The organism is Kordiimonas sp., from assembly GCF_048264555.1.
GTDB lineage: Bacteria > Pseudomonadota > Alphaproteobacteria > Sphingomonadales > Kordiimonadaceae > Kordiimonas.
In genome coordinates this window covers 877,531-899,309 of the sequence record NZ_JBLXCX010000001.1, presented here as the reverse complement: position 1 = coordinate 899,309, position 21,779 = coordinate 877,531, and the positions used below count along the sequence as shown (strand labels likewise).

20 protein-coding genes are annotated in these 21,779 nt (G+C 55.8%); 16 read left to right on the top strand and 4 right to left on the bottom strand.

Going from position 1 to position 21,779, the window contains the following annotated elements; genetic code table 11:
• Positions 1 to 21 precede the first annotated feature (21 nt).
• Both ACN0XZ_RS04380 and ACN0XZ_RS04375 read left to right on the top strand, forming a co-directional pair.
• Positions 22 to 4,947, top strand: a complete 4,926-nt coding sequence (locus tag ACN0XZ_RS04380; RefSeq protein WP_417456493.1) for a beta strand repeat-containing protein — start codon at positions 22 to 24, stop codon at positions 4,945 to 4,947.
• A gap of 138 nt (positions 4,948 to 5,085) precedes the next feature.
• Positions 5,086 to 6,108, top strand: a complete 1,023-nt coding sequence (locus ACN0XZ_RS04375; protein WP_417456492.1) for a glycosyltransferase family 4 protein — start codon at positions 5,086 to 5,088, stop codon at positions 6,106 to 6,108.
• A gap of 35 nt (positions 6,109 to 6,143) precedes the next feature.
• Here ACN0XZ_RS04375 and ACN0XZ_RS04370 read toward each other — a convergent pair whose 3' ends face one another.
• The 3 genes from ACN0XZ_RS04370 to ACN0XZ_RS04360 all read right to left on the bottom strand — a co-directional run bounded on the left by ACN0XZ_RS04370 (position 6,144) and on the right by ACN0XZ_RS04360 (position 8,299).
• Positions 6,144 to 6,464, bottom strand: a complete 321-nt coding sequence (locus ACN0XZ_RS04370) for a DUF1294 domain-containing protein (protein WP_417456491.1) — start codon at positions 6,462 to 6,464, stop codon at positions 6,144 to 6,146.
• Positions 6,465 to 6,515: 51 nt separating this feature from the next.
• Positions 6,516 to 7,025, bottom strand: a complete 510-nt coding sequence (locus ACN0XZ_RS04365; RefSeq protein WP_417456490.1) for a nuclear transport factor 2 family protein — start codon at positions 7,023 to 7,025, stop codon at positions 6,516 to 6,518.
• 95 nt (positions 7,026 to 7,120) lie between these two features.
• Positions 7,121 to 8,299 carry a glycosyltransferase gene (locus ACN0XZ_RS04360; RefSeq protein WP_417456489.1) on the bottom strand — a complete coding sequence of 393 codons (1,179 nt, stop codon included), beginning with the start codon at positions 8,297 to 8,299 and terminating at the stop codon, positions 7,121 to 7,123.
• Positions 8,300 to 8,519: 220 nt separating this feature from the next.
• Between ACN0XZ_RS04360 and ACN0XZ_RS04355 the strand changes: the two genes are divergently transcribed.
• Positions 8,520 to 9,227, top strand: coding sequence for an AAA family ATPase (locus ACN0XZ_RS04355; RefSeq protein WP_417456488.1), 708 nt, complete (start codon positions 8,520 to 8,522; stop codon positions 9,225 to 9,227).
• 39 nt (positions 9,228 to 9,266) lie between these two features.
• Positions 9,267 to 9,641 carry a hypothetical protein gene (locus ACN0XZ_RS04350; RefSeq protein WP_417456487.1) on the top strand — a complete coding sequence of 125 codons (375 nt, stop codon included), beginning with the start codon at positions 9,267 to 9,269 and terminating at the stop codon, positions 9,639 to 9,641.
• 34 nt (positions 9,642 to 9,675) lie between these two features.
• Here ACN0XZ_RS04350 and ACN0XZ_RS04345 read toward each other — a convergent pair whose 3' ends face one another.
• Positions 9,676 to 10,713, bottom strand: a complete 1,038-nt coding sequence (locus ACN0XZ_RS04345) for a tetratricopeptide repeat protein (protein WP_417456486.1) — start codon at positions 10,711 to 10,713, stop codon at positions 9,676 to 9,678.
• A 147-nt stretch (positions 10,714 to 10,860) separates the two neighbouring features.
• Between ACN0XZ_RS04345 and ACN0XZ_RS04340 the strand changes: the two genes are divergently transcribed.
• The 12 genes from ACN0XZ_RS04340 (at position 10,861) to ccoS (ending at position 21,727) form a co-directional block, all read left to right on the top strand.
• Complete coding sequence (locus ACN0XZ_RS04340) at positions 10,861 to 12,240, top strand: SPOR domain-containing protein (protein ID WP_417456485.1); 1,380 nt, start codon at positions 10,861 to 10,863, stop codon at positions 12,238 to 12,240.
• 163 nt (positions 12,241 to 12,403) lie between these two features.
• Positions 12,404 to 12,811 (top strand): Hsp20 family protein, encoded by a 408-nt coding sequence (locus ACN0XZ_RS04335; RefSeq protein WP_417456484.1) that lies wholly within the window; start codon positions 12,404 to 12,406, stop codon positions 12,809 to 12,811.
• Between the two features lie 7 nt (positions 12,812 to 12,818).
• Positions 12,819 to 13,238, top strand: a complete 420-nt coding sequence (locus ACN0XZ_RS04330) for a secondary thiamine-phosphate synthase enzyme YjbQ (RefSeq protein WP_417456483.1) — start codon at positions 12,819 to 12,821, stop codon at positions 13,236 to 13,238.
• A gap of 133 nt (positions 13,239 to 13,371) precedes the next feature.
• Positions 13,372 to 14,103: a sulfite exporter TauE/SafE family protein gene (locus ACN0XZ_RS04325; protein WP_417456482.1), complete on the top strand. Its 732-nt coding sequence runs from the start codon at positions 13,372 to 13,374 to the stop codon at positions 14,101 to 14,103.
• A gap of 43 nt (positions 14,104 to 14,146) precedes the next feature.
• A complete protein-coding gene (gene ccoN, locus ACN0XZ_RS04320; RefSeq protein ID WP_417456481.1) occupies positions 14,147 to 15,595 on the top strand; it encodes a cytochrome-c oxidase, cbb3-type subunit I in 1,449 nt (482 codons plus the stop codon).
• A complete protein-coding gene (gene ccoO, locus ACN0XZ_RS04315) occupies positions 15,588 to 16,334 on the top strand; it encodes a cytochrome-c oxidase, cbb3-type subunit II (RefSeq protein ID WP_417456480.1) in 747 nt (248 codons plus the stop codon). The genes ccoN and ccoO overlap by 8 nt, the downstream gene beginning before the upstream one ends.
• The gene (locus tag ACN0XZ_RS04310) at positions 16,331 to 16,483 is read left to right on the top strand and encodes a cbb3-type cytochrome c oxidase subunit 3 (protein WP_417456479.1); all 153 of its coding nucleotides are present in this window, start codon (positions 16,331 to 16,333) and stop codon (positions 16,481 to 16,483) included. Before ccoO ends, ACN0XZ_RS04310 begins: the two co-directional genes overlap by 4 nt.
• Positions 16,480 to 17,352: a cytochrome-c oxidase, cbb3-type subunit III gene (gene ccoP, locus ACN0XZ_RS04305; protein ID WP_417456478.1), complete on the top strand. Its 873-nt coding sequence runs from the start codon at positions 16,480 to 16,482 to the stop codon at positions 17,350 to 17,352. The genes ACN0XZ_RS04310 and ccoP overlap by 4 nt, the downstream gene beginning before the upstream one ends.
• A gap of 20 nt (positions 17,353 to 17,372) precedes the next feature.
• Positions 17,373 to 18,788 carry a cytochrome c oxidase accessory protein CcoG gene (gene ccoG / locus ACN0XZ_RS04300; RefSeq protein ID WP_417456477.1) on the top strand — a complete coding sequence of 472 codons (1,416 nt, stop codon included), beginning with the start codon at positions 17,373 to 17,375 and terminating at the stop codon, positions 18,786 to 18,788.
• A 10-nt stretch (positions 18,789 to 18,798) separates the two neighbouring features.
• Complete coding sequence (locus ACN0XZ_RS04295; protein WP_417456476.1) at positions 18,799 to 19,290, top strand: FixH family protein; 492 nt, start codon at positions 18,799 to 18,801, stop codon at positions 19,288 to 19,290.
• Positions 19,287 to 21,545 carry a heavy metal translocating P-type ATPase gene (locus ACN0XZ_RS04290; protein ID WP_417456475.1) on the top strand — a complete coding sequence of 753 codons (2,259 nt, stop codon included), beginning with the start codon at positions 19,287 to 19,289 and terminating at the stop codon, positions 21,543 to 21,545. Before ACN0XZ_RS04295 ends, ACN0XZ_RS04290 begins: the two co-directional genes overlap by 4 nt.
• Complete coding sequence (gene ccoS / locus ACN0XZ_RS04285) at positions 21,545 to 21,727, top strand: cbb3-type cytochrome oxidase assembly protein CcoS (RefSeq protein ID WP_417456474.1); 183 nt, start codon at positions 21,545 to 21,547, stop codon at positions 21,725 to 21,727. The genes ACN0XZ_RS04290 and ccoS overlap by 1 nt, the downstream gene beginning before the upstream one ends.
• Positions 21,728 to 21,779: the final 52 nt, after the last annotated feature.

Genomic DNA, 21,779 nt, shown 5'->3' with positions numbered 1-21,779 from the left:
ATAGATATTTGGATATTGGGTATGGCAATCACATTTCGTTCAAGCGGCACTGTCTCATACGAGGAAAATGGCACAGGCATCGTGCGCAATGTCGAGGCGTCCCTCAACGGGGCTGGCTCGGATGAAGGTATAAGCTATTCCATCACCGGTGGTGCCGATCAGGCGCTTTTCGAGATTGACGGCACAACAGGGGCCATCAGCTTCATCGACGCGCCCGATTTTGAAAACCCGCTCGATGCCGGGGCTGATAATATCTATAATATTACCGTCACTGCGACCGACGGCGGCTCAGACACCAACACCCAGGACCTTGTCATCACTGTCCGCAATGATGCCGTGGAAAGCCTGTCAACGATGGAGGCGGATAGCACGGTCGAGCTGTCAGGCCTTGATGGCGGTACCGGGTTTGTCATTCATGGCAATAACAACCAAGGTTTTTCAGGAGGCCAGGTTTCTTCTGCGGGTGACATCAATGGTGATGGCTATGATGACTTTCTCATCGGCGCGGCTGGCTTCTGGTTTTTTGGCGGTGTTATTGGCTCCGCTTACGTCGTTTTCGGTCAGGACGCCGACTTTTCTGCATCCTATGAGCTTTCGGACCTGGACGGTACCAACGGGTTTGTCGTCAACAGTTTGAACGCCGGTGATGTGCTGGGCTGGAGCGTTTCTGCGGCAGGTGATATCAACGGCGACGGGTTTGATGACATTCTGCTGGGTGCGTTTGGGTCAAACGACACCTATCTCATCTTCGGCTCAGGAGACGCTTTCTCTGCAAGTTTTGACTTGTCTGACCTTGATGGCACGAATGGCCTTGTGCTTGATGGTGCCTCGGGTGACAACAGTGGTTTATCTGTAGCCGCCGCCGGGGACGTAAACGGCGATGGTTTTGACGACCTTCTGATCGGCGCGACTGAAGCGCTGCCATATTTTGGCGGGTCCGGAGAAGGTAAAGCCTATGTTGTCTTCGGCACAAATGCGGGGTTTGATGCATCTCTCGACCTCTCCACCCTTGATGGCAGCGATGGTTTTGTCATCCACGGTATTAATGATCAGGACTTCACTGGTGCCGCTGTGTCGTCTGCCGGTGACATCAACGGAGACGGTTACGATGATATTATCGTTGGTGCATATGGTGCTGACACCAATGGTTCATATAGCGGGCAGAGCTATATAGTCTTTGGTTCGGGTGATGGTTTTGCTGCTTCAGTGAATGCAGCAAGCCTTGATGGCACAAATGGCTTTACCATCAGTGGTGGCGCAAGCGATGATCGGTTCGCGACTGTTGTATCATCTGCAGGGGATATCAACGGCGACGGCTACGACGATATTATCTTTGGAGCCCGGGGCAAAAGTTATGTCGTTTATGGTGCTGAGGGTGGTTTTGATGCCACCCTTGATCTCTCAAGCCTCGATGGGACAACTGGTTTTGTTATTGTTGGTGTCAACGCTGATGATGGGGCCGGAGGATCAATTTCAGCGGCGGGCGACATTAACGGCGACGGGTATGGGGATCTTCTCATTGGCACACCACAAGCTGACCCGAATGGCAGCGGTAGTGGCTCAGCCTATCTGATATATGGCTCAGAGACCGGCTTTGGGTCTTCTTTTGAACTCTCCAGCCTTGATGGCACGAACGGCTTTGTTATCAATGGTAGCAGCACCGGCTACAATGCTGGAGGCAGTGTTTCTGCAGCGGGCGACCTCAATGGCGACGGCTTTGATGACATATTGGTTGGTGCAAGCGGTGCTGACATCAATGCGAGCGATAGTGGCTCAACCTATGTGATTTTTGGCAGCCCGGGCACAGCGGCGGTTCCCTTCCATTCTGCATCCACTGTTAACTTTGAAGAAAACGCAACAGGCACAGTCATTGACGTTCAGGCATCTATAGGTGTTGGGGCAAATGATGACAGCCTGACATATAGTGTCGGCGGAGAAGACGCAGGCTTCTTTGAAATTGACGATGAAACCGGCGAACTTACCTTCGCCTCTGCTCCTGACTTTGAGGCCCGCGCGGATAGTGATGCGGATAATGTCTATGAGGTGACAGTTTTTGCGACAGACGGCGATGAGCTTAATGGTCAGCAGGCGCTGGAAATTACAGTCACCAATGATGCGAGCGATGACCTAACGGGTGTTCTGAACCTCTTTACGCTCGATTCTTCAGAAGGCTTTGTCATCAACGGTGTGAGTAGAAATGACGCCAGTGGCATCTCGGTTTCTAGAGCGGGGGACGTTAACGGAGACGGTATTGAAGACATTATCATTGGGGCTCGCGGTGCTGACGTAAACGGCGAATCTTCAGGATCAGCCTATGTTGTGTTTGGTAGCGAGGACGGGTTTGACCTTAGCTTGGACCTATCTGACCTTGATGGCAGCAATGGCTTTGTATTAAACGGCATTGAGACGGGTGACAATGCGGGGTTCGCGGTATCCGATGCAGGTGATGTGAATGATGACGGAATAGATGATATTATCATCGGCGCCTATATCGCAGCCCCGAATGGAATCAGTAGTGGCGAATCCTATGTAGTGTTTGGGTCAGACAGCGGTTTCAGTGCCACTATCGAGCTATCAAGCCTGAATGGCAGTAATGGCTTTACCTTGAACGGCATCGACGCATCCGACTTGAGTGGCTGGTCAGTCTCGTCCGCCGGGGACATTAACGGCGATGGTATTGATGATATTCTGATTGGCGCACTTCGCGCGGACCCCAATGAAAGCAGTAGCGGCGAAACTTATGTGGTTTTCGGGTCTGACGAAGGTTTTTCAGCAACACTCGAACTGTCCTCGCTTGATGGCACCAATGGTTTTGTCATCAATGGTACGGGAGAGAATAAATACACTGGCCAGTCTGTGTCTTCAGCGGGTGATGTGAACGGTGACGGAATAGATGACATTCTGATAGGAGGCAGTGCCTCCAACAGCAGCGAAAATGGCTCAGCCTATGTTGTCTTTGGCAGCGATAGTGACTTTGCCGCTGCTCTTGAGCTATCGAGCCTTGATGGAACAAACGGATTTGCACTAAACGGCCCATCATCTGGTGATTTCGTGGGCGCATCAGTAGCAAACCTCGGGGACATCAACGGTGACGGGATTGATGATATTATCGTCGGGGGTCACGGGGTAGATACAAGCAGCAGTTCAAGCGGTGCTTCCTATGTTGTCTTTGGTAGCACCAACAGCTTTGCCGCAGCAATCGACCTGTCCACTCTTGATGGTACCAATGGCTTTATATTGAACGGCGTGGATACCAATGACGGCAGCGGTAGGGCTGTTGCCGGTGCTGGAGATATCAACGGTGACGGTTTTAATGATATCCTCATTGGCGCGACATCCGCAGACCCATATTCTATCGACGGTGCTGGGGAAGTTTATGTCATTTACGGAACCGATGCCGCCTTCGCAGCAACCTTTGAACTCGCCGACCTCGAAGATGGTGACCAAAGCACTGGTTTTGTGATCGCGGGTGTCGATATACACGACCGGTTAGGTATATCGCTCTCTTCAGCCGATATTAACGGTGATGGCGTAGATGATATCATCATTGGAGCCTATTACGCAGACTCAAATGGTGTAAACAGCGGTGAAACCTACGTCATTTACGGTGTTTCTGTCCTGTCCCCGGCGGTTATTGGTGGAGATATATCGGCAAGCATCACGGAGGATGAAACCGGCACTATAGAGGGCACCCTCACCATCACGGACGCAAACGGCGAGGATCAGGAAAGTTTCAACAGCGATACGCTTGAAGGAACTTATGGTGAACTGGTGATCGCCGCAAACGGGGACTGGGAATATGATCTCGATCAATCCTCCTCCACGGTGCAGGGTCTGGGGACCGGTGGTTCGCTCACAGATACAATCACCGTCTCGTCTGTCGATGGCACCGAACAGGATATTACAATCACCATCACCGGGGTGAATGACGCACCCAGCCGACCACGGCTCTCAGCCAGCACCGTTGCGGAAAATCAGGCCGGCGTACTGATTGGCACCCTAAGCTCCAGCGATGCTGAAGGGAGCGCTATCCAGTTCAGCACAACAGATACACGCTTCACAATCAGCGGCAACCAGCTCTCACTTAAATCCGGGGTTTCACTGGATTTCGAGGCAACCCCCACGGTCACGATCACAGTTATGGCAACAGACGGTGTCGGGCTAAGCCGCTCTGCATCCGTCACCATATCTGTGACGGACGTGACTGAACCCATAACCGGTACAGACGGTTCCGACAGCTTATCCGGTGGTGAGACAAACGACACTCTGAGAGGTGGGGGGGGTGACGACACAGTTGTCGGCGGCGCCGGCGAAGACAAGATTGTCGGCGGCAGCGGCAACGATAGCCTTGAGGGTGGAGATGGCAATGACCGACTAAAAGGCGGGGATGGCAGTGACAACCTCAGTGCAGGAAACGGTGACGATAACGTCTGGGCTGGCGCCATGGATGACAGCAGTGACACGCTGGCAGGCGGCAATGGCAATGACCGCATGGGAGCAGGCCTCGGTGATGACTATCTCGATGGGGAAAGCGGAGACGATACGCTTTATGCCTCCGGCGGGAATGACACAGTATTTGGTGGCAACGGCAACGATGTGATCTTCAATGGCAGCGGAGACGACGTTGTTGATGGCGGAAGCGGCGATGATACGATGTGGAGCGGAGCGGGCAATGATACCCTCACAGGGCGTGACGGCATCGACACCTTCGTTTTCGCAAACTATATCGGGAACGATATTATTCTCGACTTCGATGCGGACGAAGACATACTGGACTTCACCCTTCTAGGCCGAGGGTTAACCTCAACGGATGATATTCTTGCGGCAGCCACCAGCACAACAGTTGGTGGGCAATCCGGGGTTTTGATCGACCTCGGCGATGATGATAGCGTGTTTCTGGCTGGTGTCAGCCTTGGTGAATTAAGCACCATCACCATGGAGTTCTAGCGGCTCGGAAAATGTCTTCCAGATCTATTCTGTTGCTTTCGCCTTTCACGAGCGCGGAAAACACGAAAATATTTCGAGGCTAGAGCTTCTTTAAAACATCTCTATAATACGCCCGGTTTATGGATCAGGGCTATTAGTATGATGTATGAGTTGATTATAGTATTGGGATTGATAGCTGCTTTTTTTGCAGGACAACAAGCGCAGGCCATTGGTGTTAGCCTTGGGCTTCTTGATGACCCCAAAGCGGAAGCGCACAAAGCGCATGTCAGCGCCGTGCCGCAAGTTGGCTCTGTCCTCCTTTTTGCTGGCCTATTTGCTATTGGTCTCGCAGCCTTTCTCTATGGCCCAGGTGAGGAATTCATTCCTATCATCTTCTGCGCTTCCCTTGTCGGCGCACTCGGCATCATTGATGATCGCCTGAAGCTTTCCTGGGTTTCCCGGTTTCTAGCCCTTTGGCTGATCATCGGTTTCATGCTGGTATTGGCGCCTGAACTGCTGATCACTTCGCTGCACTGGTCCTGGGGACAAACCAGTGACCTCGGCACCATAGGCGGGTACGCATTCACCGCTCTGTGCCTTGTGGGCCTCGTTATCGCTCTCAACATGATGGACGGTTTTAACGGCGGCATCCTGTCTCAGGGCATTGTATGGGCTCTTGCCTTTGCTTTCCTTACCACCGGCGACAACACGGTCGTGTTCCTCGCGATTACAGCAACGCTCTTCGTGATCCTGTACTTCAACATGCCCAGCAAGCTGTTTATGGGGGACGGTGGTGCATATGCGCTCGGCCTTGTTATGGGTGCGTCAGCGATCATGATGTACGGCAGCGAGACAAACGCGACCGTCTATGCAGACACCATTGTGGTCTGGCTCGCGCTGCCGGTATTTGATTGTTTGCGCGTTATATTTCGCCGCAAGCTGCGCGGCGAAAGCCCCTTCCTGCCGCAACGCGACCATCTTCATCATCTGTTGATGAAGTCCGTACACCCGCAAGCTGGCCTTGTTTTCAGCTTTGTCTACACGGCAAGCGCCAGCCTTGCTGCGATACTGAAGCCCGAAGCAAGCTATATCATCGTCATCATACAGTTGCTGACGCTGGCCGTCGTGGTCGCCCTAACCTCCGGCAAGCGTGCCGTAGCCTCCTCCAGCGCAGCGGAATAGGACGCGAAGAATCGCCTGATCCGGGCGTGCACGCCTCAAAGAACGCTCTGCAACCAACGCACCCCATAGGGTGATACCAGCCAAACAAGTGCTGCCGTGTTGAGGATTACGGTGCCCCAGAAGGGGCGCCGAAATCCTATTTTCCGCGTCTTGTGCCTAAACCCGTGCTGCGCTACGAGCGCACCCGGCCACCCCCCGAGCAGGCCAAGCAAAAGCAATGTGCTCTCCCGCACACGCAAGGAACGGCGAACCGCCGCAAACTTGTCAAACCCATAGACCAGAAACGTGATGATGCTGGCCACGCTATATAGAATGGCCAAATGAATAAGAAGCTGGTCGTAGAATTCGATCATCATATTAACCCTTCGCCTCTATGATACACCCTATACCAAGGATCAAATGAACCACTAATTAGCGGCAGGCTCAGGAGATTGATGGTCAAAACTCAGCACACGCTTGAGGGTCCATTGCTCTCCATCAAGAATCCACACATGGGTGAAACGCGCGCTTGAGGTGTGGCGCAGTGGTTTATCTGCCTCGCGCACGAAAAACTCATGCACACCTTCCTGAATGGCACCGTAGAGCACACCCTCACCCGTATGAAGCGGATATACCTTCAGGCTGCCAGGCACCAGTTTACGGATGGGCTTGACCGCCGCATTGCCGCAGATATTCTGCTCAACCGTCGCCATGAAGTTCGCTTTTGAATCTTCAAAGCCGCCAGTGTCGTGATAAAATTCAAAATCTTCCGGGATCAGCTCCATAAGCCGCGCGTGATCACACCTGTTGAAGCTGCGTTCAAAAATTGCCTCATCAAGCGATTTTAAAGTTTTGAAAAGATCACTGTCTTCAGCCACTTGTGCATACGCGGCAGGAGAGAACGTCGCCAAAAGGCACGCAAGAACTAAGGTTTTCATGATATTTCCTCGCTGTATTTATTTTATAGGCGTTCATACTACCATAAACGTCTGGACGAGGATAATGATCCCTGATCACGCGGTAATGGCGCGGTTTATCCCGCTTTTCCATCAACAAGCGTCCGAATGGCCGACACACACTTTTTAAGCTCATATTTTTCCAGCACCAAGGCCCGCGCTGCCGCCTGAACCTCGGTATGAGCATCCAGATTGGACGTGAGGTCAACAATCCGGTTTGCCACAGCCTCAACATCGCCCTCGCTCACCAGATAGCCGGTTTCACCATCAGCGATAACCTCCCGTACCGGCGCATTATCTGACGCCAGTACAGGCAGCCCCACGCTCATGGCATTGAGGAGCGACCAGGAAAGCACGAAAGGCTGGCTCAGGTAGACATGAAGGCGGGAGACCTGCAAAAACTTCACGAACTCCACCTCCTTCAAAACCCCAAGGAAGTGCGTACGGACTGGGTCATAGTCCACTTCCGCTTCCGCCCACGCTTTCAGCCCCACACCTTTGGCGCCGGGGTCGTAACAAATACGGTCAGCCGCCGCGATCAGCACCTCAAGGTTCGGGTCCGCTTTCTGCGCAAGCGCAATGGCCTTCATGAACGCGGGGAAACCACGGGTATGTTCCATCCCGCGCGCTGCATAGGTGATGATCTTGTCTGAACGGGTGAAGGTACGGCCCCCAAACTCAAATCGCGCATCCGGATCTGGCTGATAAAGCACCGTATCAATACCGTCATGCAGCACGTTAATCGCGGGCTGCCACAGGGCCGGGAACTGCGCGCGCTGGGTATAGGTGGGGGAAAGCGCCGCATCCGCGAGCGCAAATTCCTGCGTGAGCGCCATATTGAGCAGATGCGCTTTGTTGTGACGCGCGATCTCGACCTGCTCCAGACCTTCCTTTGAATTGGTAGCGACATACCATTCCAGATAGGTCACGAAACGTGCGTTGGGGAACAGGTCGCGAATGAAATATGCCGCCCCTCGGCCCGCGTGGCTCACGATCACATCAGGCCGAAAGCCCTCAAGCCACAGAGGCCGAAGCGCTTTATAACATGCGAGCCCCAGCGTTACCGCGATCTTGCCTGGGTCCGCCTTTGACGTGTCCACCCCTTCGGGCAGGTCATATAGCACCTGCCTGAAAGGCAGTTTCGAAGACGTGCGGGTGCGGCTCGCGCCCACAATGGTATGGCCCTCTATCAACAACTCTTTCAGCAAGTGCTTGAACTGCCCGGGCAGCGCATCATGAATAAAAAGATAGTTCAAATCCGGTCCCCTGATCCCGATCTCTTTTCAATAGCGCGAAACCATCTCCGCCGCCAGCTAGACAATAGCCAAGTAGCCCGAGAAAAATAGAGTAAAATTTAATCAATATTATCAGTCATTTAGAGGAAAATACTTAGCAATCCTTAAGGCTGGATTCACACCTTTCTGCCATGCTGGGCGCAGGATCAAACTCCGATCAGGCAAATTTTGGAGATGAAGGATGCGGATTATCGCCGTTACCTCACAAAAGGGCGGTTCAGGCAAAACCACCCTTTCCGGCCACCTAGCCGTTGCAGCAGAACGCGCGGGCGCTGGCCCCGTCGCTCTTATCGACACCGACCCACAGGGCAGCCTTTCTGACTGGTGGAATGAACGTGAGGCGGAAGCGCCCGCTTTTGCACGTGTCAACATTGGTGCGCTTGCGCATGATCTTCAGGTCCTCAGAGACCGAGGTATTAAACTGGTGTTTATCGACACGCCGCCCGCCATCACACGCTCCATTCAGGCAGTAATACAAAAAGCTGATCTGGTGATCATCCCGACCCGGCCAAGCCCCCATGACCTGCGCGCCGCTGGTGCCACCGTCGACTTGGTGGAGCGCGCGGAAAAGCCGCTCATCTTCGTGGTAAACGGCGCAACCGCACGGGCGAGACTAACCGGCGAAGCCGCGATTGCATTGTCGCAGCACGGCACTGTTGCCCCCACCATCGTGCATAACCGGCAGGACTTTGCCGCCAGCATGATCGATGGCCGTACGGTGATGGAAGCCGCAAGCGGCGGCCGTTCGGCGGAAGAAATTGAAGCGCTCTGGGCTTACGTGGATGACAGGGTGAAACGCCTGCCGGTAAAGGCTACCTTCAAAGCAACGCCTATTCATCGCGGCGCTTTTGGCACCCGGCACATACCCGGTGTGCAACACGCAGGTTAAGCCAGCACGCGACCCATGAAGGATGAAAGGAAGTAGAGTATGACAATGGCATCCTTAAGTGCATCACTGCTCGCCCGCAAGGGAGACGCGCGCCCGGCCAACCGCGTGCAGGAGATGTTTGTACCACGAAACGCACCACAGGCCCACGCACCTCTGCCCATCGTGGCTGCAAGGGCCAAGAGCGAACCTATGGCTTTGCCGCGCACCCACAAAACCGGTACGCCCGCAAAATCCGCGACCGCAGACCGGAAGCAGAAATCCCTTCGGCTTGAGAGAGAAACCGACCGTGCGCTGCGCATGCTGGCGGCCCGAGACGGTGTTACCCAGCAGTCGCTGATGGAAGCAGCCGTGAAAGCATTGATCAAGGAAAAGTCTGATGAAACGGGCTGCGTTTGCGGCCGAGGCATCCGCTAGGCGGTAACCCGGGAGGCGGCTAAACCATCTCTGGCTACTCTTCCAACGGCGGTTTCGCGAAACAGTCATGCCCGGCCCGTTTCAGCGCCACACAGTGTTTAACCGCACGCTGCATGCTCTCCACCGGGCCAAACACCAACCGGTACATGCCGGGCCGATTGGCGTTTTCGACCACTTCCGAAAACAGGTCCTGCACGTCGGTTTTCTCATTCGCCATGATGCGAGCCTGCACCTTCTCAATTTCCTCTTTGCTCATGGCAAAGCCGACCTCAAGGTGCCAAACCGTATTCCAGTCTTCTGGCTTGACCTTATCACCCTTGGATTCTTCATAGCTTTTGATGATGGCGCTGGCGTCATCAGTCACCAACTCGAGAGCAAGCGGTTTATCGTCAAACCCCTTGGAGCGCATGGTCGCGGCATATGCGAGGGCTGTTTCCCGCGCCTCGTCACTTAACTGAGAGCGCATCTCCGGTTCGGCTTCCACGGCTGGTGCATACTGTAGCTGGCTCGCGCGCCACACGAGGCCATATGCCCGCACGGGGTCGGGCAATATGCCGCTTTCGCCGTTCCAATAAACCATGCCAAGCAGATACATAGCCTCGGGCTCGGCCTCCAGCGCATATTGCTGCCAAATCTCAACGGCCTCGTTCACATCGCCTTCACCGCTGCCCTCAAAAAACAGAAGGTTAGCCAGGCTAAGTGCTGCACGGGTATGGCCGAGCCGGGCCGCGAACCGGTAATACATCAGGGCAACCGGCTCCGTTGCTTCCTTGCCAGCGCCCAGGCGGTTGATTTCAGCAAGATGGAAAAACGCGTCGGCATTCCCAAGTTCCCCCAGGCGGCGCAGGGTCTCGACCCCCGTGTCTACCTGACCATCACGGATAAGCTGCAGCGCATCCTCAACCTCGGCTTCCAGCATGGTGCTACCGGTCGAGGTCTGAGGCGCAGGCTCTGTTTCCGCGTCCTGCGCAGAAAGGGGGGCAGGCACAACAAGCAGCCATGCGGCGAGAACAGAAGCAAATCCGCGCCGCAAGGGTCTGAACCACATATTTCCGAACAATGGCTGCGCCATAGCTATGCCTTTAATTTTAGACAATTTATTAGAAAATACCCTTAAAAGCCCACGGGTCAATTAAAGCTTCTTTCACCTGTCTTTTGTATGGTCGATCTGAATTTAGGCAATTCTATCAGGCAACCAACGCTGAAAAGCGAGACTAACATGACAAGTAGAAACACCATCAGGCACTTAATGGTCTGCACCATGCTTTGCAGTGGTGCCCTTGCAAGCGCTGCATGCTCGCAGTCAAACGCGGGCGTCTATGCATCAAACCCGGCCCCGCAATCCGCTGGCGCCACCTCCCAAAATGGCGGACTTCTTGCGATCGCTGATGAACTCGCAGCAAAGGGAGACCATGAAGCTGCGATCCCGCTTTACCGTCATGTGGCAACCACCACACGCGCACCCGGTGCGGTGACAGCCCTTGCCGCAAGCCTCAGCGCGCTTGGCAATCATGCGGAAGCAGAAGAAATTCTCGAGGGGCTCGCGGCCCGTCAGGAGCTGGATAGCACGGGCTGGTACCAGCTTGGCAAAACCCGTATTGCGCTCGGGAAGTTTGACGCAGCCCTTGGTGCGCTTGACCAGGCCGGGCCCCTGCTGCCGGGTGATAGCAAACTAGCCTCCGCCCGGGGTATTACCCTCGCGGCACTTGGCCGCACAAAAGAAGCGCTTGGTGCTTTCCGCAACACGACCGACCCGGCAGGCCTCTCGAACATGGCACTGGTGTTTGCCATGACCGACCAGCCTGAGGCCGCCGTCAACATTCTCGAGCCGCTCGCGAAAAATGGTTCCGCCGGGGTGCAGGGCCGTCAGAACCTTGCGCTGGCCTACCTGCTTGCGGGCCGTGATGAGGATGCGTTCAAGATGGCACGGCTTGATCTCGACCCTGCCAGCGTGAACGAGACATTCACTTTTTACCGCTCTCTCTCCAGCCTGCCGACAGACAAGCGCATGCAAGCGCTTGTGGCAGGCGCGGTTGACCCCTCATGGACCCGGGAGGAAGCAGGCAATCTCATGATGGCCGACAGCCAGCCCTCGCGTGACGCAGCAAAACGCATCGTGACCGGCCCCGTGATTGCCAAGAAGGTTGAAGAAAAACCTGTTGTGGTGGCTGAGGCGCGAAAAGCCGAGCCCGCACCAAAACCGGACGTAGCCAATTATGAACTGAAGGAAATTCCGCCTCTTGTGGAGCCAACCGGCTGGGCGCTTCAGATCGGGGCCTACCGCAATGTGAAAGCCTTGATGCGCGGCTGGACCATCCTGTTCCGCGCCAATGCAGATATTCTTGCTGAAATCCCGCCCCGGCGTTCCGAGGTGGATTTTGGTGACCGTGAGGGCAAACCAAAAGGGTTTTACTACCGCCTGAACGCGGGGCCCCTTAAAACCCTCGCACAAGCGCGCACGCTTTGTAAGGAGCTGAAAGCGCGCGGCACGGACTGCTGGATCAGACCACCCGAGAAAAGCGAAGGCAGCTTGCCTGACGAAAAGCATGCACCTGAGAGCAAGTCAGGCGTCACCACGGCAAGCCTAAGCGCGGAATAATTACCCAAAACAGCTAAAAAGGTGCGTTTTGACCTTGAAGAAAGCGCGCCTGATGCCCAAAATCTAGGAACAGGCGCGCGGCCATCTGGTGCGGCCTGTTGTTGGTGTTTGCGCGGCTCATATGAGGGCGTAACCGCTGTTTCGCTTTCCGAAGGAGACGCCCATGTCACGCATGTCCATTTTCAACAGCCCTTTTCTTCTCGGTTTTGACCAGCTTGAAGACGTGCTCGACAAAGTCTCCAAAAACGCAGGCGAGGGTTACCCCCCCTATAATATTGAGCATATCAGCGACCATGTGATCCGAATCACGCTCGCGGTTGCAGGGTTCAGCCGGGAAGGGCTTGATGTCTCGCTTGAAGGCAACCAGCTTATCATCCGCGGCAAGCAGGTTGAGGAAGACGGCGACCGCGCCTATCTGCACCGCGGCATCGCGGCCCGCCAGTTTGTACGCAAATTTGTGCTGGCCGACGGTATGGAGGTGGCGGACGCTCATATGGAAAACGGCCTCCTGAACATCGACCTTGAACGCCCACAAACGCAGGAATTGGTGCGCTCAGTGCCGATCCGCTAGATTCGATATGCGGCAGGCCACGACAAAACTCACCGTCAACACCCATGGGGAAGGGCTCTATGAGTTCACCCGGGAACTGGGTCGGTGGGTAGAGGGTAGCGGTATCCGTGAAGGGCTGCTCACTGTCTTCATTCGCCACACAAGTGCCTCGCTGACGATCCAGGAAAATGCGGACCCGAACGTGCAGGTTGACCTTTGCGATGCTTTTGACCGCTTCGCCCCCAAAACGCCCGGCCTTTATATCCACGATGATGAAGGCCCCGACGATATGCCTGCCCACATCAAGTCAGCCCTGACTGATGTTTCGCTCTCGATCCCGGTGGTGGACGGTAGGCCCGCGTTTGGCACCTGGCAGGGCATATATGTGTTTGAACACCGCACAGCGCCCCACCGGCGCACGGTGATGTGTCACCTGATCGGCGAATAGCCCAAGCGGGCCGCCCAACACGCCTCCATGCGCATAGAAAAACTCGCGCACCGCCCCCAAGATTGACCAATATCAAATCCATCACGCAACCAGTGCGCTATGACGGTGCTCATAGTCGGCGCAGAGGTTCGTTTTGGAATATTTTGTCACACATTGTCAGATCCTCCTTGAGGAGCATGGCGGGTTGCTTTTCACCCTGTTTTTAGGCGGGTTGATGGGCAGCGCCACGCACTGCGTTGGCATGTGTGGGCCTTTTGTTGTGGCGCAAACCGCCCATTTGCCGACGTCAGGCTCAGCCCTCGCACGGGCACGGGGCTTTGCGCTGATCCCTTATCATCTTGGCCGCATGACAACCTATATGGCGCTGGGCATCCTGGCGGCCAGCATATCGGGGCTTGTATTTTCTGTGCCAATCCAGCGCGGCATCGCGTTTGTGCTATTGTGCCTTGCGGGGTTGCTTTTCTTCTTTAGCGCCGTACCAAGCCTGAAGGCGCGTGTTGTGCTGCCTTTCTGGCACAAGGGCCTGGCCCGCCTCGGGCAACTGATCGGCCGCTTCGCCACTCCCTTTTTCAAAGGCGCAACACCGCTTCACCGTTACGCGCTTGGGCTAACGCTTGGCTTTTTGCCTTGTGGGCTTCTCGCCGCCGCGCTGATGGCCGTTGCGGCCACCGCAAACCCGCTGTCCGCCGCCTTTGGTATGGCGGCTTTCTGCGTGGGCACCGTGCCTGCGCTTGTGCTTTCCGGCATTGGAGGGCGGTATGCGCTCCGCCATTTGCCATTTCGATTTGAGACGCTCGCACAGGGCGTGATGGTTTTTAACGGACTCAGCCTCTTTGCCATCGCTGGGGGCATGATGTTGCCATGAAACATTCCGGAAAACATGCCAAAAAACATGTAGGTGCAGGTCAATGACTACTCTTGCTGACAAACCAAACTATAACGATGAGATCGTGAAACTCTTCACGATCGCGACCATTTTCTGGGGCGTGGTCGGCTTTACTGTAGGTGTATTTATCGCCTTGCAGATGGCTTTCCCCGGCCTCAACTTTGGCGAATATCTCACTTTCGGCAGGCTGCGGCCCGTGCATACCTCCGCCGTGATTTTTGCCTTTGGCGGCAACGCACTTTTTGCCACCAGCTATTTTGTCATCCAGCGCACCTGCCGCACCCGGCTTTGGGGTGACGGCATGGCAACCTTCACCTTCTGGGGCTATCAGGCCTTTATCGTGATGGCGGCCCTTGGCTATGTGCTAGGCGTAACCCAAGCCAAGGAATATGCCGAACCTGAATGGTACGCAGACCTTTGGCTCACCATCGTGTGGGTTTGTTACCTGATTGTTTTCCTGATGACGCTCAAAAACCGGCAGGAGCCGCATATCTATGTGGCGAACTGGTTCTATCTCGCGTTTATCGTCACCGTTGCTGTGCTGCACCTTGGCAACAATATCGCCATCCCGGTTTCCTTCACGGAAGTGAAAAGCTATCCGCTTTGGGGCGGCGTGCAATCAGCGCTTATTCAGTGGTGGTATGGTCACAACGCCGTGGGCTTTTTCCTCACCGCCGGTTTCCTTGGCATCATGTATTATTTTGTGCCCAAGCGCGCAGGTCGCCCGGTATACAGCTACCGGCTTTCTATCCTGCACTTATGGTCGCTGATTTTTATCTATATCTGGGCAGGGCCACACCACCTGCACTATACCGCGCTGCCTGACTGGGCCCAAACCCTTGGCGCCACCTTCTCCATCATGCTGTGGATGCCGTCCTGGGGTGGCATGATCAACGGCATGATGACGCTGTCGGGTGCTTGGCACAAACTGCGGGAAGACCCCGTGCTCCAATTCATGATCGTCTCGCTGGCCTTCTATGGCATGAGCACATTCGAGGGGCCGTTGATGTCCATCAAGACCGTGAACGCACTCAGCCACTATACGGACTGGACTATCGGTCACGTACATTCCGGCGCGCTGGGCTGGGTTGCCTTCATCTCCTTCGGGGCGCTCTATTATCTCGTGCCGGTTTTGTGGAAGAAGAAGGAGCTTTATTCCACACGGCTCGTAAGCCTGCACCTCTGGATCGCGACCATCGGCATCGTGCTTTATATCGCGGCCATGTGGGTGTCCGGCATTATGCAGGGCCTGATGTGGCGGTCATACGACAGCATGGGCTTCCTTGAATACAGCTTCGTGGAATCTGTGATGGCAATGCATCCCTTCTATCTGATCCGGGCGCTTGGCGGCATCCTGTTCCTGAGCGGCAGCCTGATCATGGTCTACAACTTCTATAAAACCATCTGCGGGGACGCGGTTCCCGCACGGACAGACGATGACGCGCAAGGTGCGGAGACAGCCCATGCTTAAAAAACACGAAAGACTGGAGAAAAACTCCATCCTGATGCTGATCTTTGTGGTGATCGTGATCTCCATCGGCGGCATCGTTGAAATCCTGCCTCTCTTCCGTATGGAAACCACCATCGAGCCAGTGAAGGGCGTACGCCCCTATACCCCGCTCGAACTGGCAGGGCAAAACGTTTACATCCGTGAAGGCTGCTACAACTGCCACAGCCAGCAAATTCGCCCGCTTCGGGATGAGGTGGAGCGGTATGGCCACTACTCACTGGCGGCAGAAAGCATGTACGACCACCCCTTCCAGTGGGGCTCAAAACGCACAGGCCCAGACCTCGCGCGGGTTGGCGGTAAATATTCCGACGATTGGCACGTGCAGCATATGATCAAACCACAGCAAGTGGTGCCTGAGAGCATCATGCCGCCTTACGCCCATCTCGCACACAAGGGCGCCAAACTTCGTGGCATAGCTGAAGACATGCGCGCCCTGCAGATGGTGGGCGTGCCTTACACAGACGAGATGATCGCCAACGCCTATAATGACGCCATGGCGCAAGCACAGGATGAAAGCGACCATCATGACGGCCTGATGGAACGCTACAGCAAAGCCAACATCCGCAACTTTGACGGCCAACCCACCACAACGGAGCTTGATGCCCTGATCGCTTACCTGCAGGTGCTTGGCACCATGGCGGAGCTTAAAGACTATGTGCATGACGGCAGCGCCCGCTCCCAAGAGGAGGCAGGACAATGATCGACTGGCTTTCGGGTAACGCAGGGCTAACCGGCCTTCTGTTCTTCTTCCTGGTGTTTTGCGGTATCGCCGTTTGGGCTTACCGGCCATCCATGAAAAAGACGCTTGAAGCACACAAGGAAATTCCTCTCAGAGGGGATGAAGCATGAGCAAGAAACCTGACATTGATAAATTCACCGGTATCGAGACAACCGGGCATGAGTGGGACGGCATCAAGGAACTGAACAACCCATCGCCGCGCTGGTGGCTGATTGTTTTCCTGATCACCGTAGTGTGGGCGGTTGGATACTGGGTGGTTTATCCAGCCTGGCCAACCCTGTCTGGCGACGGAGAGCGGGGCGGCACCAAAGGCTCCATGGGGTGGACCCAATACGACCAGCTTAAAGAACAACAGGCCGAAATCACCGCCCGCAAGGCAGCGTATCTCGCTCGTTTTGAGGCCGCAAGCTTTGATGCCATCCGCGAAGACCCTGAGCTCTATGCCTTTGCTGTTGCTGGTGGGGCAGCTGCTTTCAAGGATAACTGCGCCACATGCCACGGCACTGGTGGTGCGGGCTCCGCGGGCTACCCAAACCTCAATGACGATGACTGGTTATGGGGCGGCGATATCGACGCCATTCATGACACCATCCGCTTTGGTGTGCGCACAAACCATGATGACACCCGCTTTTCCGAGATGCCTGCATTTGGCGACATGCTGAACGAGGCAGAGATTGAAGCGGCGGCGGATTATGTGCTCAGCTTCACCAAGGACGTAGTGGCCACAGATATGGGGCAACAGGTCTTTGAGGATAACTGCGCCGCCTGCCACGGCAGCGACGGCAAGGGCGACCCTGGCCTTGGTGCACCAAACCTTGCTGACGCCATCTGGTTTTATGGCGATGCGCAGGCGGACATCATGTCACAGATACGCAAGCCCAAGCACGGTGTTATGCCCACATGGGAAGCCCGGCTGGACGCAAATACCATCCGTCAGCTTTCCGTCTATGTGCATTCACTTGGTGGCGGTGAAGAATAGGCCGCCCAGGAGCAACCGGTATGAGCGATAACGCGCCACCCCTTCAGCTTTTTGAAAAGAAAGAACGCATCTTTCCAAAACGCGTTTGGGGCAAGTTCCGCAAGATCAAATGGCTGGTGATGGTCATCACGCTTGGAATCTACTATCTCGCGCCTTTCCTGCGCTGGGATAGGGGACCGCATGCACCCGATCAGGCTATCCTGATCGACATGCCTGCGCGGCGCGCTTATTTCTTCTTTATCGAGATATGGCCGCAGGAGGTCTATTATCTCACCGGCATCCTCATCCTGGCGGCTGTAGCGCTCTTTTTCGCCACCAGCCTGTTTGGCCGGGTATGGTGCGGCTACGCCTGCCCCCAAACCGTGTGGACAGACCTGTTTGTCTGGGTTGAACGCATCGTGCAGGGTGACAGGGCCAAACGCATGCGGCTCGCAAACGCCCCTTGGAGCTTTGAAAAACTTTGGAAAATGGCGCTGACCCACAGCCTGTGGCTCGTGATCGGGCTACTGACCGGTGGCGCCTGGGTTTTCTATTTTAATGACGCGCCCACGCTTCTGGAGCATATTCTCAATTTTGATGTGCCTTGGTCTGTTGGTGGCTGGATCATTGCGCTCACTTTCTCCACCTATGTGATGGCCGGTTTCGCGCGCGAGCAGGTGTGCATGTATATGTGCCCCTATTCCCGCTTCCAAAGCGCGATGTTCGACCGGGATACACTCATCATCGGTTACGATGAGAAACGCGGCGAACCACGCGGCAAACATAAAAAAGGCGAAAGCTGGGACGGGCGCGGCGACTGTGTGGACTGCACAGCCTGCGTGCAGGTTTGCCCCATGGGCATTGATATCCGTGACGGTCTGCAGATGGAATGCATCGCCTGCGGCCTGTGTGTGGATGCTTGTGACGACATCATGGACAAGGTTGGCCGCCCCCGCGGCCTGATCCGCTATGACACCACCAACAACCAAATAGCGCGCGAAGAGGGCGTGAAAGAACGGTCGCATCTCCTGAGGGCGCGCACCGTTTATTATACCGCCATCCTCGCGCTTGTAGGCGGCATCATGCTCTATGGCCTGACCCACCGCGACCCGGTGGAGCTGCATGTGCTGCATGACCGCAACCCGCTTTTTGTCACCATGTCTGATGGGCGCATCCGTAACGGGTATGACGTAAAGATTTTGAACAAAACCCATACGGACAAAAAATACAGCCTATCCGTTGACGGGCTTTCGGGCGCAGACATTCGCGTGCAGGGCGCCGGCAATCTGGAAGCCAGCCACCTGCCGGTTTTTGCCGACAGCGTTGGTCATTTCCGGGTGTTTGTTACCGCCGATAAACCCACAGCCATTCGCAGCGAAATCATCGTGCGCGTTGAAGAGGTGGAAGGTGAAACAGCGGCACAGTATGACGGTATCTTCATGAGCGGCAGGCCCTAGGGAGAGCGTGATGAGCAATACAGCACAAGACACCGGCATGCGGAAAAGCGACCGCCTGATTCCCTGGTATATCGTTGCCTTTTTTGTGGTGGTGGCCATCCTCGACGGTATCTTTGTCTATATCGCCACCTCAACCCACACAGGTGTTGTGTCAGAGCAAGCCTATGATAGAGGCCTCGCCTATAATGAAACTGTGGCCGCCGCAGAAAAGCAGGCGGCCCTTGGCTGGCAGCATAGCATCAGCCATGAAGACGGCAGGCTTATATTCACGCTGACAGATAGTGACGGAGCCGCCCTCAAGGACGCTGCGGTGAAGGCTGTGATCAGACGTCCGATCGGCGATACGGCAGACTTTACCCTTGAGCTGCGCCAGGTAGCTGATGGCCGCTATGAGGCCCCCATAAGCTTCCCCGCCAACGGCCAGTGGGATGCACGCATATACGCTCTTTGGCAAGACAAGGACTATCAGGCCCACAAAAGGCTGATAGTGACAGCACCTTGAGCTGCAAACACTGCGGCGCGGACACCTCTGCCGGGCAGGACTTCTGCTGCCCCGGCTGCGAGGCCGCCCATGCCGCCGCAGGCACGCTGACGGAGAACACGGGTTTTTCGCGCCTCGCCACCGAAAGCGAAGGCGGCACCTACACACTCACGCTGGGCGTTGAAGGCATCCACTGCGCCGCCTGCATCCGGTTGATTGAAAACGCGCTGTTATCGGAGACCGACGTAACCCACGCACGGGTGAACATGAGCACCGAACGCGTGAGCATGACCTGGCAGGGTGATCGTACCCGTGGCGACGCTTTGGCGGAGAAGGTCAGCAAACTTGGCTACCGGCTACATCTGCTTGATAGGGGCCGTGAAGTTGCAGACGAGGCCAGCAAGGCGCTTCTAAGAGCCATTGCCGTCGCTGGTTTTGCGGCTGGCAACATGATGCTGATCTCCGTCGGCCTCTGGACCACAGACGCAAACACCATGGGCATGGCCACGCGCGACCTGTTTCACTGGCTTTCCGCGCTTATTGCGTTGCCCACGGTTCTTTATGCCGGGCGCCCTTTCTTCCGCTCAGCCTATAAGGTGCTGCGGGAAGGACATACCAATATGGATGTGCCCATCTCTATCGCGGTGATCCTCGCGTGCGGCATGAGCGTGTTTGAAGCCATCCGCCACGGCCAGCATGTCTATTTCGACAGCGCTGTGATGTTACTGTTTTTCCTGCTCATTGGCCGGTATCTGGACGCCCGCGCGAAAGGCAAGGCACGCGAAAGTGCCGCAAACCTGCTCTCAAAACTCTCTGGCATGGCGGTTGTGTATGAAAACGGACGCGCAACTCAGGTGCCAATCACCGAACTGCGGCAGGGCATGATCGTGCTTGTCGCAACCGGTGAGACCATCCCCGCTGACGGTGTGGTGCAAAAAGGCCGCTCGGATGTTGACCTCTCCCTCATCACGGGTGAGACCGTGCCTGAAGTGATTGAAGAAGGCAGTGAGGTATTCGCGGGCACCCTCAATCTTTCCGCCCCCTTGCAGATACAGGTCTCCAAGGCGTCAGACAAAAGCCTGCTCAGTGAAATTGTGCGGCTGATGGAAACCGCCGAACAGGGCGGTGCCAGATATGTGCGGCTGGCCGATAAAGCCGCGCAGCTATACACGCCAGTGGTTCATGCCATGGGCGCGCTGACCTTCATCGGGTGGTGGCTAGTCATGCAGGCACCATGGCAGGTGTCGCTGCTGCATGCGGTGACAGTGCTGATCATCACCTGTCCGTGTGCGCTTGGTCTCGCGGTCCCCGTGGTGCAGGTGCTCGCGAGCGGTAAGCTGATGCGCACGGGCATATTGCTCAAGTCAGGTGACGCACTTGAAAAGCTGGCCGAGGTCGACACGGTGGTGTTTGACAAAACCGGCACGCTGACACTCGGCAAACCCAAATTGAACCCAGGCGACTATAGCCGCGCGGACCTCCGGATCGCGGCATCGCTTGCGGTGCACAGCCGCCACCCGCTTTCAAAAGCATTGGCTAGTGCTTATGACGGCGACCTTCTTGACCTGCGCATCACGGAAGTGCCGGGCAAGGGCCTGTTCACCGAGTTCGAGGGGTGGGTGTTCAAGCTTGGCAGCCGTGCCTGGTGTGGCGACGGGTCTGCGCCGGTTGACGATACATCGCTTGAGCTATGGTTTGCCGCTGACGGGAGCCCACGCGCGCGGTTCACTTTCTCTGACCAGCTTCGTGACGATGCTTTGGACGTGGTCGCGGCCCTTCGCAGTGCAGGCTTTGATGTGCGCTTGTTGTCCGGTGATCGCCAGATCGTCGCGGCGCATATGGCGGAGAAAGCTGGCATAACTACCCTGAAAGCGGAGGCCAGCCCGCTTGAAAAATGTGAGTATCTCAAGATGCTCAGCCAGTCGGGCGCCAAGGTTCTGATGGTGGGGGACGGCATGAACGATGCGCCGGCCCTTGCTTCAGCCCACGTGTCCATGTCACCTTCAAGCGCCATGGATATTACCCAAAACACCGCCGATATTGTTTTCCAGGGCGACAGGCTCGGCCCCATATTGGCCGCGCTTGATGTCGCTGGGCGCTCAGGCAAGCTGGTGCGGCAGAACTTTGCGCTCGCCGTTCTCTATAACCTGATCGCAATACCGGTGGCGGTAATGGGGTTTGTTACCCCGCTTGTGGCCGCAGCCGCCATGTCAGGCTCATCGCTCATCGTTATTCTCAATGCCTTCCGGCTCAATCTGGGGAAAGGGCGGCCCTGATGGATATCCTGCTCTATCTCATTCCCATCGCCCTGACCCTCGGTCTAATCGGTCTTGCCGGGTTTTTATGGACCATGCGCAACAACCAGTATGACGACCTTGAAGGTGCCGCACACCGCATCCTTTTTGACGATGAAGATGATGGCCCGGAAGACCCCAAATCCAACACCGACAAGGTGTGACATTCCGCCACATAGTGCCTTGAAATTACTGGATAATTGACAACTATCAAGT

Bases quoted from the DNA above. Each gene is read 5' to 3' on its own strand.
- ACN0XZ_RS04380 (WP_417456493.1), top strand. From the start codon at position 22: ATGGCAATCACATTTCGTTCAAGCGGCACTGTCTCATACGAGGAAAAT.
- ACN0XZ_RS04375 (WP_417456492.1), top strand. From the start codon at position 5,086: ATGATGTATGAGTTGATTATAGTATTGGGATTGATAGCTGCTTTTTTT.
- ACN0XZ_RS04370 (WP_417456491.1), bottom strand. From the start codon at position 6,464: ATGATGATCGAATTCTACGACCAGCTTCTTATTCATTTGGCCATTCTA.
- ACN0XZ_RS04365 (WP_417456490.1), bottom strand. From the start codon at position 7,025: ATGAAAACCTTAGTTCTTGCGTGCCTTTTGGCGACGTTCTCTCCTGCC.
- ACN0XZ_RS04355 (WP_417456488.1), top strand. From the start codon at position 8,520: ATGCGGATTATCGCCGTTACCTCACAAAAGGGCGGTTCAGGCAAAACC.
- ACN0XZ_RS04350 (WP_417456487.1), top strand. From the start codon at position 9,267: ATGACAATGGCATCCTTAAGTGCATCACTGCTCGCCCGCAAGGGAGAC.
- ACN0XZ_RS04345 (WP_417456486.1), bottom strand. From the start codon at position 10,713: ATGGCGCAGCCATTGTTCGGAAATATGTGGTTCAGACCCTTGCGGCGC.
- ACN0XZ_RS04340 (WP_417456485.1), top strand. From the start codon at position 10,861: ATGACAAGTAGAAACACCATCAGGCACTTAATGGTCTGCACCATGCTT.
- ACN0XZ_RS04335 (WP_417456484.1), top strand. From the start codon at position 12,404: ATGTCACGCATGTCCATTTTCAACAGCCCTTTTCTTCTCGGTTTTGAC.
- ACN0XZ_RS04330 (WP_417456483.1), top strand. From the start codon at position 12,819: ATGCGGCAGGCCACGACAAAACTCACCGTCAACACCCATGGGGAAGGG.
- ccoN (WP_417456481.1), top strand. From the start codon at position 14,147: ATGACTACTCTTGCTGACAAACCAAACTATAACGATGAGATCGTGAAA.
- ccoO (WP_417456480.1), top strand. From the start codon at position 15,588: ATGCTTAAAAAACACGAAAGACTGGAGAAAAACTCCATCCTGATGCTG.
- ACN0XZ_RS04310 (WP_417456479.1), top strand. From the start codon at position 16,331: ATGATCGACTGGCTTTCGGGTAACGCAGGGCTAACCGGCCTTCTGTTC.
- ccoP (WP_417456478.1), top strand. From the start codon at position 16,480: ATGAGCAAGAAACCTGACATTGATAAATTCACCGGTATCGAGACAACC.
- ccoG (WP_417456477.1), top strand. From the start codon at position 17,373: ATGAGCGATAACGCGCCACCCCTTCAGCTTTTTGAAAAGAAAGAACGC.
- ACN0XZ_RS04295 (WP_417456476.1), top strand. From the start codon at position 18,799: ATGAGCAATACAGCACAAGACACCGGCATGCGGAAAAGCGACCGCCTG.
- ccoS (WP_417456474.1), top strand. From the start codon at position 21,545: ATGGATATCCTGCTCTATCTCATTCCCATCGCCCTGACCCTCGGTCTA.